We start from the raw sequence: 15,146 nt of genomic DNA on the forward strand, positions 1-15,146 counted from the left end.
AACCCTCTCACCCAATAACCCTCCCACTCTCAAACTCCCTCACGCAACACCTCACTCACCTCTTCTTCGAAGCCTTAGCAATTTTATTATACTCAAGGCAGATTTTCATCCAATATTCAAAATCGGAAGGATGCTGAAATCCCGCAGGTTCTACATAGCAGTAATCTTTGAGCTGCTTCCCTCTCATGATCATGGGAAGAAATCCCACTTTCCCTGACACCTCATCTTCCAGGTCGGGATTATAACGGCACATCAGATTGTCATGACTGATATTGATACACATCTTTCCGTTGACAAGAAATGCCAAACCACTGAACATCTTTTTCTCTTCAACCTCAATATCATCAACTGTTGAGAGCCATTCTCTCACCCTGTCTGCGAGATCAATACTATAAGCCATGATTTTGTATTTTTTATTTATTTAAAATTAATGAAAAACAACGGTCAGTACAATATTTATCAACTTTAATCCGGAAGTCTTTAATTTTAAAAATAAAATTTCATTTAAATTAATTATTGTTTTACGATAATTAATTATACATTTGCAATATCAATTTAATGATCATGACATGAACCAGACCAAAATTATTTCAAGAATACTATTTTATATCTGCTCATTACTTTCAGCCGGATATTTAATCATGGTATTGTATTCATTGCTTTGCCTTATAACAGGTTTTTCAGTGACCCCCTACAAGAATGGCCAATATCTGCACATTAATCTGCCTTTCACACAACAGCCATTTCTGAATATCGAGAACAATTATCCGTATATGATCTTTTCATTTCTGTTGGTATTGATCGCTTATGGAATCTTTTTCTGGTTTTCCGCTAAAGTTTTCAGAGTGTTTTTCCAGCAAAAGCTGTTTACAGTAGAAAATATCGCACAGCTTAAGAAATTTTACCTGTATAATATTTTTTTCCCTCTTCCTCTGGCAGTGATAGCCAGTTTCTTTGTAGAAGTGGAAAGTATGGTATGGGGACTGGTGTTTATTCACTTTATGCTTGGAATTTTCTGCCTGTTTCTTGCGAATATCTTTAAGCAAGGACTACATTTGCAAAACGAACAAGATCTATTTATATAAAATGCCAATTATAGTCAACTTAGATGTCATGCTAGCCAAACGAAAAATGCAGAGTAAAGAATTGGCAGAAAAACTAGGGATCACTCCCGTCAATCTTTCCATTTTAAAAACCGGAAAAGCCAAAGGCGTACGATTTGATACCCTGGAAGCCATCTGTAAGATCCTGGATTGCCAGCCGGGGGATATTCTGGAGTATAAAGAGTAAGGGTTTAAGGTTTAAAGTTCATAGTTTCAGGTTTCAGGTTTCCTTTCAATCTTTTGAGGTTTGAAAACTGAAAGTCTTATCCCTTCTTTATCTTTGAATCCCTCAGTCTCTCATCTATTCGTCTATTCTCTCTCCGTCTTTTTATTATTCAACACAACAGTAGTCCTCAACCGGATTGCCTGTCCTTCTATTATCCAAACACAGCCTTATGAATACATTATCCATCAACAACCTGAGCCTCACTTACAAAAATGGTTTTCAAGCCATTAAAGACATTTCCCTTGAAATTAAAAACGGAATGTTTGGTTTGCTGGGGCCCAATGGAGCCGGAAAATCATCTTTAATGAAAACGATTGTCGGACTTCAGAAACCAACTTCAGGGACCTTAGTTTTCAATGGAATCGACATTGTGAAAGACCCTGATTATATTAAAAAGAATCTGGGATTTCTTCCTCAGGATTTCGGTGTTTATCCTAAAGTTTCCGCTTATGATCTGTTGGAACATATCGCAGTATTAAAAGGTATTACAGATCAAAAAATGCGTAAAAACCAGATCCTGAATCTGCTCGAAAAAGTCAACCTTTCAGATTTTGCCCAAAAAGAAGTTCATACGTTCTCCGGTGGAATGAAACAGCGGTTCGGAGTGGCCCAGGCTTTATTAGGTGACCCCAAAATCATCATTGTGGATGAACCCACGGCAGGACTGGATCCGGAAGAGCGCAACCGTTTCAATGCCCTTCTCAACGACATCAGCCAGGACGTTATCGTTATCCTATCAACCCACCTTGTAGAAGATGTGAGAAACCTCTGCTCAGAAATGGCGGTGATGAACCACGGTCAGATTCTCAGAAAAGGAAAACCCGGAACTCTGATGGCAGAACTTGACCGCAAAATTTGGTCAAAACCAATTCATAAAAACGAACTGGAAAGCTATAGCTCCAGCTACGAAATCATCAGCAGACAACTCCTGGAAAGAGAGCTTTATATCACCATATTCTCAGAAGAACACCCTAAAGATTTCAGCCCTGTAACCCCTTTGCTGGAACACGTTTATTTCCATACGCTAACTCAAAAACCTTAGTCATGAATACTATATTTTTATTTGAAGCCAGACGCTGCACCAAGCACTGGCTCAGTTATCTTATTGTCCTGATTTTAATATTCCTCGGCATCTTTTGTGGCAGCCAGTTCAACCTTTCGGTTGGAGAAGGAATCTACCTGAACTCGCCTTACACATCGGGATATATGACAGGTATGCTGAGTCTTGCCATCATCTTTTTTGCTACCGTTTATGCTTTGCAGCTGCTTTTTAAAGATCAGGATTCAAAGTTCGATAGTATTCTGTTTTCATTTCCGTTTTCAAAACTCACCTATCTGAAAGGCCGATTCAGTATCTATTTTCTGCAAACTTTTGTAAGTTTTTTCTTTTTGATAACGGGTTTTATCATAGGCCAGCTTATGCGTACCGGAAGTGAAATGCAGGATCATTTCAGTATCGGGTATTATATTTATCCACTGTTGATTTTCGGGCTTATCAATAGTTTTCTGGTGTGCAGTTTTCTGTTTTTCATTTCTCTGATCATCAACAGAAAACTTTTAGTCGTTGTGGGTGGGTTATTCCTCTATATCTTTTATATGATTGTTTTACTGTTTTCCAATTCACCTTTTATGGCAGGAAGCCTTCCACAGTCATTGGAAACACAGCAGATTTCTGCGTTACTGGATCCTTTTGGTCTTTCTGCATATTTTATGGAATCCCGGGAGCTTACGGTTCATCAGAAAAACACCCAGATTGTTCCTTTTACAGGCTATCTGCTGCTGAACAGAATTCTGTTTCTCCTCTTATCCGGAGGGCTTCTCCTGCTTTCGGCCCGATTATTTTCTTTCTCCAATACTTCAGGAAAAAAAATAAAAAAAACTGACGGAAAAACACAGACCGTATCCAAGGATATTCCATCAGAATATTCCGTTACAGCCTCTAGTTTCGGATCAAAAGCATCTTATCGGTCCATCTTGTCTTTTGCAAAAATTGACCTGATCTATCTGTTCAAAAGTATCAGTCTTCCTGCTGTTTCTATTCTGCTGTTGTTCTGTGTAGGAATGGAAATGTATGCAGAAATAGAAAAAGGGATCCGTCTTCCCCAAAAATATGCAGGTTCGGGGCTTATGGCCTCTACAATCAATGAGAATTTTCATTTGCTCGGATTACTGATTGCAGCCTATTTTCTGAATGATCTGTATTGGAGAAGCCGTTCATCAGGATTCTTTATGATTGAAAACAGTACTTTTTTCTCCAGAAATCGTTTGGTAGGCCACTTTATTTCCATGAGTGTTCTTTTATTCTTCTTCACAGTCATTTTAATTGCACAGGGTATTGTGTTCCAGGCCGCCTATCAATATTTCCATATCAATTGGTCTGCTTATCTGGGTGTTTTCCTTTTCAATACTTTTCCATTGCTTTTATTTTCCGGATTGCTTCTGTTGATCAATGACAGGATTTCCAATAAATTCATTGCACTGGGGATTTCCATTCTCGCCGTCTTCACCTTGGCAGGTCCGGTTTCAGGGAAGATCCTTTCCTATCCTCTTTTAAGAATATTTTCTGATTTTAAAGGCAGTTACAGCGATTTCAACGGATATGGAATCTATACAGCGGTATTTGCGCAACGTCTTTTATTTGGTATGGGAATTCTCTCGTTTTTGTGGATTCTGAATCGGTTTATTAAAACTAAAAAGTTTCCACTTATCCAGACCACATTCTGTGTTGTTCTCTTACTGTGTGGGATTGGAGCAGGTCTTTTATTTATTAAAGGCTATATTCCAAAAGACCAGGAACAAGCCATACTTAGTTCGGTTCAGTATGAAAAACAATACAAAAAATATCAAAATCTTCCCCAGCCGGAAATTGCTGATATAAGCACAGACATTCAATTATATCCTTCGGAAAACGCTTACCATATCACAGGAAAATACCTTCTTAAAAATCAGACGGAACACCCCATCAGTAAAATCCTGATCAATTTTAATGATGATCTGAAGCTTGAATCTGCAGTTTTCACATCCGGGTCTGAAATACAAACCATTCATGAGCATACTGCCGAAATTATTTTACAACAGCCTATGCTTCCGGGTAGTACGGCTCTTCTAAGTTTCGGACTGTCTTACAAATGGCGTGCAGTCAATGGTCATCAGTCTTTCAATGCAATCATCGGGAACGGTTCTTTCATGAGGATCAGCAGGTATTATCCATCTATTGGGTATCAGAAAGACTATGAAATTCAGGACCAGCAGACACGCCATCAATATGCACTGGAAAAACTGGCCGTATTGAAAAAACCGGAAGCTCCTGAAGTTTTAAGAAAAGATTTTATCAATCTGAATATGACCGTTTCTACTGAGAAAAATCAGACGGCTATAGGAACGGGAGATCTTGTAAAACAATGGACAAAATCCGGCAGAAATTATTTTCAGTACAAAGCTGATCAGATCCCTTTCCGTTTTGCCGTTTCTTCGGCAGCCTATACGATGAAAAGCATGAATTATAAAGGGATTGCGATCAATATTCTGTATCATAAAAACCATTTTGAAAATGTAGATCATCTTCTTAACAATGCAAAAATTACTTTAGACTATTGTCAGCAGAATTTTGGACCCTACCCTTTCAAATCCATCACCTTTGCAGAGATCTCTTCTTTTACCAGAGGATTTGCGGCAACAGCCTACCCGTCTGCGATCTTTATGCCTGAAGATATGATATTCCATGCCAATATTCAGGCAGACAAGAAACAGGATGTCATCAATGAGCTTGCCGGGCACGAACTTTCTCATCTCTGGTGGGGCAACAGCCAGATCAATCCGGATGACAGAGAGGGAGCCGTTATGCTTACAGAGACTCTGGCGATGTATACCGAAATGATGCTTTATAAAAAAATGCATGGGCGGGAAAAAATGATGGAAAGAATACAGGTACATCAACAGATCTATGATAATGAAAAAGGATTATCTGAAAGTCTTCCGATCTATAGAGCCACCGGTGATGTTCCCCATATTTCTTATTCAAAAGGTGCTATTGCAATGGTCAGATTAAGTGATTTAATCGGTGAAAAAAAGGTCAATACAGCGCTGAAAAACTTTCTACGAAATAATCAGTATCCGAAAAAACCGGGTTCATTGGATCTTCTTAATGAATTTTATAAAATTTCTCCTGATGCTGTAACCAGAGAGCAGATTGACCGATTATTCAAAACCACAGAAGATAAGCCCTCTCCTCCAGATCCTCCTAAAATATCCGGAACGGCAAAAATGAGTAGTCCTATAGACAGCTTTTAAATTTCTATAAAAATAATTTCAGATCGTTGTAACAAAATAAAAAAGTGATCAACAAATTAATTGATATATCAATAATTGATATATCATTTTAAGTCTGAAAATATGGAAAAATTAAATTCAATTATATTCTACAACATAGATAAAGCGATCAGAGCCTATAGAAACTATGCACAACGCCAGCTGAAAGCACATGGTTTTACCATTACTATAGATCAGTGGCTTATCATCAAAGCTATTCTGGAAAACCCGGGAATTACCCAGAATGAAATTGGTGATCTTGTTTTCAAGGACAATGCTTCTGTGACCAGAATAATTGATTTGATGGTAAAGTCTGACTATATCACTCGGCACGTACATCCTGATGACCGCAGAAAGACGAATCTGAACGTAACGGATTCCGGAAAAGAGGTCATCATAAAGGTTCAGAATATTGTTGAAAAGAACCGCAAAACAGCATTAAACGGCATTACAAAAGATGAGCTTGAGGTCATGTATTCTGCTTTACTGAAAATTTCAGAAAACTGTCTAAACCCTAAAAAGTAAAAAACATGACCAGAATATTCACCCTCATTTTTATAGGGCTGTTGATTTTTTTCAGCAGTGCGCTTTCTGCCCAGGCGATACAGAATCTTTCATTGTCAGGTAATATCAAATCTGACAAGGCTGAACAAATGGAAATCAACCTCCTGGATACGGACCAGAAGTTAATCAAAACAGAAGTTGCAGATTCTAATGGTAAATTTTCTTTCAGTGACCTTAAAGGAGGAAACTATCGTCTGAAAATCAACAAAAATGGGTCTGAGGTATATCATTCAGACCTGATTTCACTGGCCGAAAATACGACATTGCCTTCTATTGATCTGAATGTAAAATCAATTGAAGGGGTGACGATCACCAAAACCAAGCCTCTCATTGAAAGGCAGGATGGCAAAATGATCATGAACGTTGAAAACAGTATTGCCAGCACCGGAAATTCGGCCTTTGAAGTATTGGAAAAGGCACCGGGAGTCAGTATTGACAACAATGACAATATCAGCCTTCGGGGAAAAGGAAATCTCCTGATTCAGATTGATGGTAAAAACACACCTATGACCGGAAGTGATCTTGCCAATTACCTGAAAGGAATGCCTTCTTCTACGATCGAAAAAATAGAATTCATCACCAATCCTTCATCCAAATACGATGCAGCAGGTTCTTCTATCATCAACATCAAGCTTAAAAAAGAGCAGCGAAAAGGGACCAACGGAAGTATTTCCACGTCTTTGGGAACAGGGAAATATGTGAAAAACAACAACAGCTTCAGTATCAATCACAGAAATAAGAAGATCAATATTTTTGCCAACTACAGCTTTGCGTACAGGGAAGCTTATAACGGATTGGTTCTGGACCGGAACTTCTATGAAAACGATGTCTTTCAGAAAACCTACGTACAGGATAATTTTTTAAAATTCAAATTCAATAACCACATCGCAAAAGCCGGAATGGATTATTATATGAATGATAAGAATGTAATAGGTTTCTCTGTTGGTTTTATCTCTAATAAATTTGGTCTTAACGGTGATAATTCCAACATAACGTTAGGCAACACCCACCTTCCTGAAAGCACTTTCAATACCCTGAATACGTCTAATGACCAATGGACCAATGTCTCTGTGAACCTCAATCACAAATACACCATTGATTCTTTGGGTTCTGAAATTTCCACTGATTTTGATTATATTAATTATTCCAATTCTTCTCTTCAGAATTTTGAAACAAGAACTCATGATATTGCCAGTAACCAGAATCAGCTTGATATTCAGAAAGGTGATATGAACGGAAAGCTCAATATCTATTCATTAAAATCTGATCTTACCAAAAATTTCAGCAACGACTGGAAACTGGAAACCGGGATCAAGACCAGCTTTGTAAAAACAGACAATGACCTGAAATTCTTCAATGCTACTACTGGAGTACCTGTCCCGGATCTCAATAAGACCAATCACTTTATTTATGAAGAGAACATCAATGCGGTATATGGTAACCTGTCTAAAAAATGGGATAAGTTCAAAGTGATTGCAGGTTTAAGAGTTGAAAATACCAATGTAAAAGGAACTCAGCTTACCACCAACCAGATCAATAAAAGAAATTACACTCAATTGTTTCCAAGCGCAGTGGTGGCTTACGATCTAACCGAAAACAGCAATCTGGAAATCAATCTCAGCAGAAGGATTACAAGACCCAGCTATAACCAGCTCAATCCGTTCAAACTCTATCTAGATCCAACAACCATGAGAGCCGGGAATCCTGATCTGAATCCACAGACCACGATGAATTATGAACTGACTTACAGTCTTTATAATAAGTATTTTGCGACATTGAGCTACAGTAAAACTTCGGATAATATTACAGACATTCTTAAACCTATTGTAGAAGGTGGCCAGAATGTAACGGTACAAACCTTTGAAAACCTAAATTCTGCATCTTATTTTGGATTAAATCTGATCGCTCCTGTAAAGATTACAAAATGGTGGGATATGAACAACAGTGCCAATTTTTACTATGGCTCCTACACGGGAAATGTTTCCGGAACCCAGATCAACAATAAAGGGAATTTTACGTTCAGCATCAACAGCATCAATTCTTTTAAGCTGGGAAATGGCTTCACTGCTGAATTAACAGGAAATTATAAGGCAAGAGAAATCTATGCTTACCTTAATGTGAGTCCGAACTGGTATCTGAATATCGGAGCGCAGAAGAAATTCAAAAATAACAGTGTTCTTAAGCTTTCTTTCACTGATATATTCTTTACCAGCAATATCAAAGGGCAAACCGTTTATAACAATTATATCGAAAATTTTGCGGTGAAAAGGGATACCCGTGTGGTAACGCTTTCTTATACGTATAATTTTGGATCTTATAAAAATGGACAGCCAAGGAAAACGGGAGGAGCGGAGGATCTGAAGCAGAGAATAGGCAACTAAACTTCGTGCAACTGTTGTAAAATACTGAGGAATAAGAATTTGCGTTACCCTACAAATAAAATTGTATACCGCTGAATATTGCCACGAATGCACGAATAAATCATCTATATGCTTAATTTTATGTATTATATAAAAAAAATATTCGTGCATTCGTGGCAAAAAATACCAGCTAACTCTTGCTGGAAATCTTTGATCTTCTTGCGTCTTAAAACTTCAGCAACATGTCAATCCTTGCGCCTTTGCGTTTTCCAACAAAAAACAAAACAATATCTACAAAACAAAAATCCCTCAAAAAATGAGGGATTTCTTTATATCTAAGAATGAATCTTAAGCTTCGTTAGAAGGCGTTGGATTTTCCGCAGGTTTTTCACCTTGTGGCTTTTGTCCTTCCGGTCTTCTCTGTCCGTCTGGTCTACCTTGTCCTTCTGGTCTTGGTTTACCTTCTGGTCTTGGAGGTCTTGGTAAAAGAACTTTACGGGAAAGCTTCATTTTCTTACGATCATCGTAACCCATAAATTTAACTTCTACTTCATCACCTTCAGCATAAGGAACTTTGTCTAAACGAGCCCATTCGATTTCAGAAATGTGAAGAAGACCTTCTGTTCCTTTAGCAATGGCTACGAAAGCACCAAAGTCCATTACTTTCACTACTTTACCTTTGTAAACTTCACCTACAACCGGTACGAAAGTAATTTCGTTGATCTTAGCAATAGCAGCATTGATCTTTTCTCTGTCTGTTCCTGCGATTTCGATACGTCCGATTTCTCCGATCTCTTCGATAGCAATAACCGTTTCAGTATCTTTTTGTAATTGTTGGATAATTTTTCCACCAGGCCCGATTACTGCACCGATGAAGTCTTTAGCAATCTCCATTACTACCATCTTCGGAGCGTGAGGCTTCACGTCTGCTCTAGGAGTAGCAATTGTTTCAGTGATTTTATTCAGGATGTGTAATCTTCCGTCTTTAGCCTGCATCAAAGCTTTCTCCATGATGTCCATAGATAGTCCCTGGATTTTGATGTCCATCTGACAAGCTGTGATACCATCTGCAGTACCTGTTACTTTGAAGTCCATATCTCCAAGGTGATCTTCGTCTCCTAAGATATCGGAAAGTACAGTAAATTTACCCGATTTTTTATCAGTGATCAGACCCATTGCAATACCAGAAACCGGTTTTGTAATCTGAACTCCCGCATCCATCAATGCTAATGTACCAGCACAAACTGTAGCCATTGAAGAAGAACCGTTAGATTCAAGAATATCAGAAACGATTCTGATGGTGTATGGATTTTCTGCAGGGATAACTGCTGTTAATGCTCTCTGAGCTAAGTTTCCGTGTCCTACTTCTCTTCTTGAAGTACCTCTTAAAGGTCTTGCTTCACCTGTTGAGAATGGAGGGAAATTATAGTGTAAGAAGAATCTTTCGTCGTGCTGCGTAATTACGCTGTCGATCATGTTGGCATCCTTTACAGAACCTAAAGTTACAGCTGTTAAAGACTGAGTCTCCCCTCTTGTGAAGACCGCAGAACCGTGAGCTCCCGGAAGGTAATCGATTTCTGACCAGATAGGACGGATCGTTTGCGGATCACGACCATCAAGACGGATATTGTCTTCAAGGATCATTTGACGCATTGCTTCTTTCTCTACGTCATGGTAATATACTTTAACGAAAGGAGTTACTCTTGCCAATTCTTCTTCGTTATCAGCATATTGTGCCAAGAACTCTTCACGGATTGCTTTGAATTTGTCTCCTCTTTCTTCTTTATTGGATGGAGTTTTTGCTACTTCATATACTTTTTCATAGCAGTCTTTCCATACTTTCTCACGAATTTCTTCGTCGTGCTCTTCGTGGCTGTACTCTCTTTTAGGGAAAGCTTTACCTACTTTAGCCGCTAATCTTTCCTGAGCTTCGATCTGTTTTTTGATCTCTACGTGAGCGAAGTTGATCGCTTCAAGCATTTCCTGCTCAGAAATCTCCTTCATCTCTCCTTCTACCATTACGATGGAGTCTTTAGTAGCTCCCACCATAATATCAATATCTGATTTTAATAAATTTTCATAGCTCGGGTTTACGGATAGTTGTCCGTCAATTCTTACTACTCTCGCTTCAGACATTGGTCCATCAAAAGGAATATCTGTAATAGCGATCGCTGCAGAAGCTGCCAAACCTGCCAATGCTTCAGGCATCACTTCTTTATCGTAAGAAATTAATGAGATCATCACCTGAACTTCAGCGTGGAAATCTTCAGGGAAAAGAGGACGCAATACTCTGTCCACCAATCTCATTGTAAGCACTTCATCATCAGATGGTTTTGCTTCTCTACGGAAGAAGTTTCCAGGAATTCTTCCACCTGCATAGAACTTTTCTCTGTAGTCTACCGTTAATGGTAAAAAGTCTACACCAGGATTTGCTTCTTTGTTGGCTACAACGGTTGCTAAAAGCATCGTTCCACCACATTTCACCACTACAGATCCGTCAGCCTGCTTCGCAAGCTTCCCCGTTTCAATAGTGATCTCCCTGCCGTCTGCAAGGGTAATCGTTTCTATAAACGCTTGAGGTATACTCATAAATTTAATTCTTTATACTCCGTATTGAGTATGATTAATATTTAAACTCTTTAAATTTCGTTTGCAAAGGTACTATATAATAATGATATATTAAATTTTTCAATTGCATAAATAGACTGTCAAAATACAAAAAATTGGCTATCAGTTTTATGAATATCTCAAAAAATACCATGATCAAATCCGATTGCCAACTTATTTTTAAAAATAAAAGCAGGTTTTTTTATGATTTTATATGGATAAAAGCGGTTGTTTTTGTATTATTGTCTCAAAAAATGTAAATAACATTTTAAATCTATAAAAAGTATACATTTCATTATAAAAACCATTGAAAGAATTGCAAAACCATAGGCTGATCCCTATATTTGCCCTACTTCACCAAATACAATGCTGTAGGCAAAAAAAGCTAAGGAAGATATTTCCTGAAACAATAAATAAATGTTTATGAATAATAAAGAAGTACAAACTCAAAGCAGGAATTATACGGTACCGTTGATTACCATCACCCTGCTGTTTTTTATGTGGGGATTCATCACCTGTATGAATGACATTCTGATCCCTTATCTGAAACAACTTTTCAAACTTACTTTTTTCGAATCTATGCTGGTACAGTTCTGCTTCTTCGGAGCTTACTTTATCGGATCTTTGATTTATTTCCTGATTTCTATTTCCCAGGGCGACCCCATCAATAAAGTGGGCTACAAAAAAGGAATTTTATTCGGGATCGGTTTGGCAGCACTGGGATGCATTCTGTTTTATCCGGCAGCCACTTTTTCTTATTATCCTTTATTTTTGGGAGCTTTATTTATTTTAGGATTAGGGTTTACGGTATTACAAATTACGGCCAATGCTTACGTTTCATTGCTTGGTTCAGAAGACTCTGCATCCAGCCGACTGAATATGACCCAGGCTTTCAATGCTTTCGGAACTACGATTGCACCAGTATTAGGTGGGCATTTAATTTTCGAATTATTTTCTGAACCGGACGGAACTTTCAGTGCGGTAGCCACAAGAATTCCTTATTTGATCTTCGCCGCTATCCTTCTGCTGGTGGGATTATTAATTTCAAGAGTAAAACTTCCTTCATTTCAAACAGAAACTGAAGAAACCGTACAAGGTTGGGGCGCATTGAAATTCAACCATTTGAAATTTGGAGTTTTTGCGATGTTCTGTTATGTGGGAGGTGAAGTTGCTGTAGGAAGCTTCATCATCAGCTTTCTTGAAGAAACCATGAGGTTCAATGAAGCCATCAGTAAAAATTATCTTTCTCTATATTGGGGTGGAGCCATGATTGGACGTTTCTTAGGCGCTATTTCATTAAATCACTCTATTAGCCAGGCTAAAAAAGCAGTTTTCATGCTAGGTGCGGCTGCATTGGTCTTCCTGGTAATTTTCAGTATTGTCAACCTGAGTTTTGAGCAAATAAGCTTTTTCTTAATATTCATATTATTGAATTTTGCAGCATTTTTTGTGGGTAAAGCAGCTCCGGCAAGAACACTTTCTATTTTTGCAGCCATTAATGTTATTCTATTGATTTCTACTATGGTGAATCATGGCGAAATGGCGATGTACAGTGTTTTAGGAATCGGAATTTTCAACTCTATCATGTTCTCAAACATTTATACATTAGCGATTTCAGGATTAGGAAAATATACCAGCCAGGGTTCTTCTTTAGTGGTAATGGCTATTTTGGGCGGAGCGATCGTTCCTATTTTCCAGGGACTTTTAGCGGATCGGTTCGGGGTACAACATTCGTTTATCATTCCGGTATTTTGCTACCTTATCATTCTGATCTTCGGAGCGTACTGCACCAAATATCTTGGACACGTAGAAACTACTGAGGCTAAATCAGGACATTAAATATTTAATAATACGCATATAAATAATGCTATAGGCTGTTTCATTTTTGAAGCAGCCTATTTCTTACCATATAAGGACATAGATTAATAACCATGAATTATCTCATTCGTGTATTCCTGGCAATTAAAAACAGACTGATCTTCTGAGAACATTAGCATCTTAGTATGTAACTTTATATCTGAAATCACGACCTATTTTATCACATACCTTAAGCTTTTTATCCCGATGAAGATCCAGTTACAACTTGAATACGCAGCATTTTTACTATTAGGAATTTTTGCATTTGCCCATACAGGATATTCCTGGTGGTGGTTTGCTGGATTATTCTTTGCTCCGGACCTATCTATGCTTGGATATACAATCAATACTAAAGTGGGTGCATTTTTCTATAATCTCTTTCATCACTTAGGAATAGCTATTATTGTTTATATTGCCGGGACAGCCTTATCTCTACCCTATTTACAGATGATCGGAGCTATTTTATTTTCCCATTCCGCCTTTGATAGGATATTGGGCTATGGATTGAAGTATCCGGATAGTTTTCAGAATACGCATTTGGGGAAGATTGGGAAAAAGATGGAGTAAGTACTTATTGCAGAGCGTTTACCACCCCGTCAAAAATTCTTTGAATTTTCGCCATCCCTCCAGAGAAGGGGAATTTACAGCCCTTCAATTGCATCATCCTATTTTTTACGAATAATAACCTATGGAATAGTACAATTTAAACATTGGTTTGCTCATACAGTTTGGCATTCCGTAGGAATCTAAATCTTTTTTTATTATCACATGAAAATCAAAAAGCTTTCCAATACTACACAAAAAAAAGCAACCTCTTTCGAAGTTGCTTTATTTTGAAAATCTTTATAGATTATTTTCTTAATCCTAATGCAGCAATAATTGCTCTGTATCTTGCGATATCTTTTTTCTTAAGGTAATCTAGTAAACTTTTTCTCTTACCTACCAATTTCACTAGAGATCTCTCTGTGTTGAAATCGTGACGGTTAGCCTTTAGGTGCTGAGATAAGTGATTAATTCTGAAAGTGAAAAGAGCGATTTGTCCTTCTGCGCTTCCTGTGTCCTGTGCAGATTTTCCGTGTTGTGCGAAAATTTCCTGCTTTTTGTCTGTTGTTAAGTACATTCCAATATTGTTTAATGATTATTATGTAACGGGTGCAAAATTACGACTATTTTTTGAATCTGCAAACATTATTGATTTCATAAATCAAATTTGATAGAAAAAAATGTTAAAAATTTCTTAATTAATTTGATGAAATCCAACGAAAAGGCAGTAATTTTGCATTCGAATTACAAATGAAAAAAATTATATCCTTTATAGCAGTTCTTACTTTTTTATTCATCGGCTTTACTTCGGTAAAAGCACAGAAGAATGCTGATGATAAAGTAAAAAAAGTTCTATACTTCAATCCCGAGGTAGAGCCTGATATTGATGAAATAAAAGATCCTACGAATGCTGCTTTTTTCGATGCTGTTTCAGATAATTTCGGCGGAAGAAGAAACAAAATGCTGCGGGCAGAGGTTCAGGTTCCTTTCGACAGCATAGACAAACAGACGATCATGGATTATTGCGTCAACAATGATGCAGATTTTGCGATTGTTTCCAAAGTAAGATATTTCAAGGTAGGTCTTGGAAAGTATGTATTCTCTAACCAGGTCGTGGTAAGCATGAAACTTTTTGGTTCTGACGGAAATCTGGTCACCGAAACGGATCATGATACCTACAGGAAAAATATGCGTTTACTGGGTTCTACAGTCAATTCCGTCAAAATAGGTACGGAAGGTGCTATAAAAGGGATTATAAAAAAACTGAGAAAGCTAAAACCGACAGAAGCAGAACTTTAAGTTTTAAACAAAGCTAAACTGCTGTTCATTAATAACTCACAGTCTATTTTTCAGATATGATTTCTCTTCTTTAAAGAGTGATTATCACGGTAACATATCATTTTTTGCCATTCATAGACATTTTCCTACATTATATATCTGATTTTCAAATCCCTGAACATCTTTCTTTAGTTTAGTTTTTCATTAAATCTAAATCGTTATGAAAAATTTAAATCTAAAAAAGCTGAGCAGAAACAGCCAGAAAGAAATTTTGGGAAGCGGCGGAGGAGGCATTCAAAA

12 protein-coding genes are annotated in these 15,146 nt (G+C 37.6%); 9 read left to right on the forward strand and 3 right to left on the reverse strand.

What is annotated here, in order from left to right:
* Positions 1 to 55: 55 nt before the first annotated feature.
* Positions 56 to 400, reverse strand: a complete 345-nt coding sequence (locus AC106K_RS02810; RefSeq protein ID WP_482443324.1) for a TfoX/Sxy family protein — start codon at positions 398 to 400, stop codon at positions 56 to 58.
* 169 nt (positions 401 to 569) lie between these two features.
* Between AC106K_RS02810 and AC106K_RS02815 the strand changes: the two genes are divergently transcribed.
* The 6 genes from AC106K_RS02815 (at position 570) to AC106K_RS02840 (ending at position 8,582) form a co-directional block, all read left to right on the forward strand.
* On the forward strand, positions 570 to 1,085 hold the full coding sequence (locus AC106K_RS02815) for a DUF2975 domain-containing protein (RefSeq protein ID WP_482443325.1): 516 nt from the start codon (positions 570 to 572) through the stop codon (positions 1,083 to 1,085).
* Position 1,086: 1 nt separating this feature from the next.
* Positions 1,087 to 1,290, forward strand: coding sequence for a helix-turn-helix domain-containing protein (locus AC106K_RS02820; protein ID WP_047097842.1), 204 nt, complete (start codon positions 1,087 to 1,089; stop codon positions 1,288 to 1,290).
* 208 nt (positions 1,291 to 1,498) lie between these two features.
* Entirely contained in the window at positions 1,499 to 2,371 is an 873-nt protein-coding gene (locus tag AC106K_RS02825) for an ABC transporter ATP-binding protein (RefSeq protein ID WP_482443326.1), read from the forward strand.
* 2 nt (positions 2,372 to 2,373) lie between these two features.
* The gene (locus tag AC106K_RS02830) at positions 2,374 to 5,619 is read left to right on the forward strand and encodes an ABC transporter permease/M1 family aminopeptidase (RefSeq protein ID WP_482443327.1); all 3,246 of its coding nucleotides are present in this window, start codon (positions 2,374 to 2,376) and stop codon (positions 5,617 to 5,619) included.
* Positions 5,620 to 5,721: 102 nt separating this feature from the next.
* Positions 5,722 to 6,162: a MarR family winged helix-turn-helix transcriptional regulator gene (locus AC106K_RS02835; RefSeq protein ID WP_482443328.1), complete on the forward strand. Its 441-nt coding sequence runs from the start codon at positions 5,722 to 5,724 to the stop codon at positions 6,160 to 6,162.
* A gap of 5 nt (positions 6,163 to 6,167) precedes the next feature.
* Positions 6,168 to 8,582, forward strand: a complete 2,415-nt coding sequence (locus AC106K_RS02840) for a TonB-dependent receptor domain-containing protein (protein WP_482443329.1) — start codon at positions 6,168 to 6,170, stop codon at positions 8,580 to 8,582.
* 327 nt (positions 8,583 to 8,909) lie between these two features.
* Here AC106K_RS02840 and AC106K_RS02845 read toward each other — a convergent pair whose 3' ends face one another.
* A complete protein-coding gene (locus AC106K_RS02845; RefSeq protein ID WP_482443330.1) occupies positions 8,910 to 11,150 on the reverse strand; it encodes a polyribonucleotide nucleotidyltransferase in 2,241 nt (746 codons plus the stop codon).
* 441 nt (positions 11,151 to 11,591) lie between these two features.
* Between AC106K_RS02845 and AC106K_RS02850 the strand changes: the two genes are divergently transcribed.
* Both AC106K_RS02850 and AC106K_RS02855 read left to right on the forward strand, forming a co-directional pair.
* The gene (locus tag AC106K_RS02850; protein WP_482443331.1) at positions 11,592 to 13,007 is read left to right on the forward strand and encodes a sugar MFS transporter; all 1,416 of its coding nucleotides are present in this window, start codon (positions 11,592 to 11,594) and stop codon (positions 13,005 to 13,007) included.
* A gap of 225 nt (positions 13,008 to 13,232) precedes the next feature.
* The gene (locus tag AC106K_RS02855) at positions 13,233 to 13,592 is read left to right on the forward strand and encodes a DUF4260 domain-containing protein (protein WP_482443332.1); all 360 of its coding nucleotides are present in this window, start codon (positions 13,233 to 13,235) and stop codon (positions 13,590 to 13,592) included.
* Positions 13,593 to 13,875: 283 nt separating this feature from the next.
* On the opposite strand, the gene rpsO is transcribed toward AC106K_RS02855, so the two are convergent.
* The gene (rpsO, locus tag AC106K_RS02860; RefSeq protein WP_045494446.1) at positions 13,876 to 14,145 is read right to left on the reverse strand and encodes a 30S ribosomal protein S15; all 270 of its coding nucleotides are present in this window, start codon (positions 14,143 to 14,145) and stop codon (positions 13,876 to 13,878) included.
* A gap of 173 nt (positions 14,146 to 14,318) precedes the next feature.
* Here rpsO and AC106K_RS02865 point away from each other — a divergent pair, with 173 nt between their 5' ends.
* Positions 14,319 to 14,867: a pyruvate decarboxylase gene (locus tag AC106K_RS02865; protein ID WP_482443333.1), complete on the forward strand. Its 549-nt coding sequence runs from the start codon at positions 14,319 to 14,321 to the stop codon at positions 14,865 to 14,867.
* Positions 14,868 to 15,146: the final 279 nt, after the last annotated feature.

This window comes from Chryseobacterium sp. FR048, from assembly GCF_056844665.1.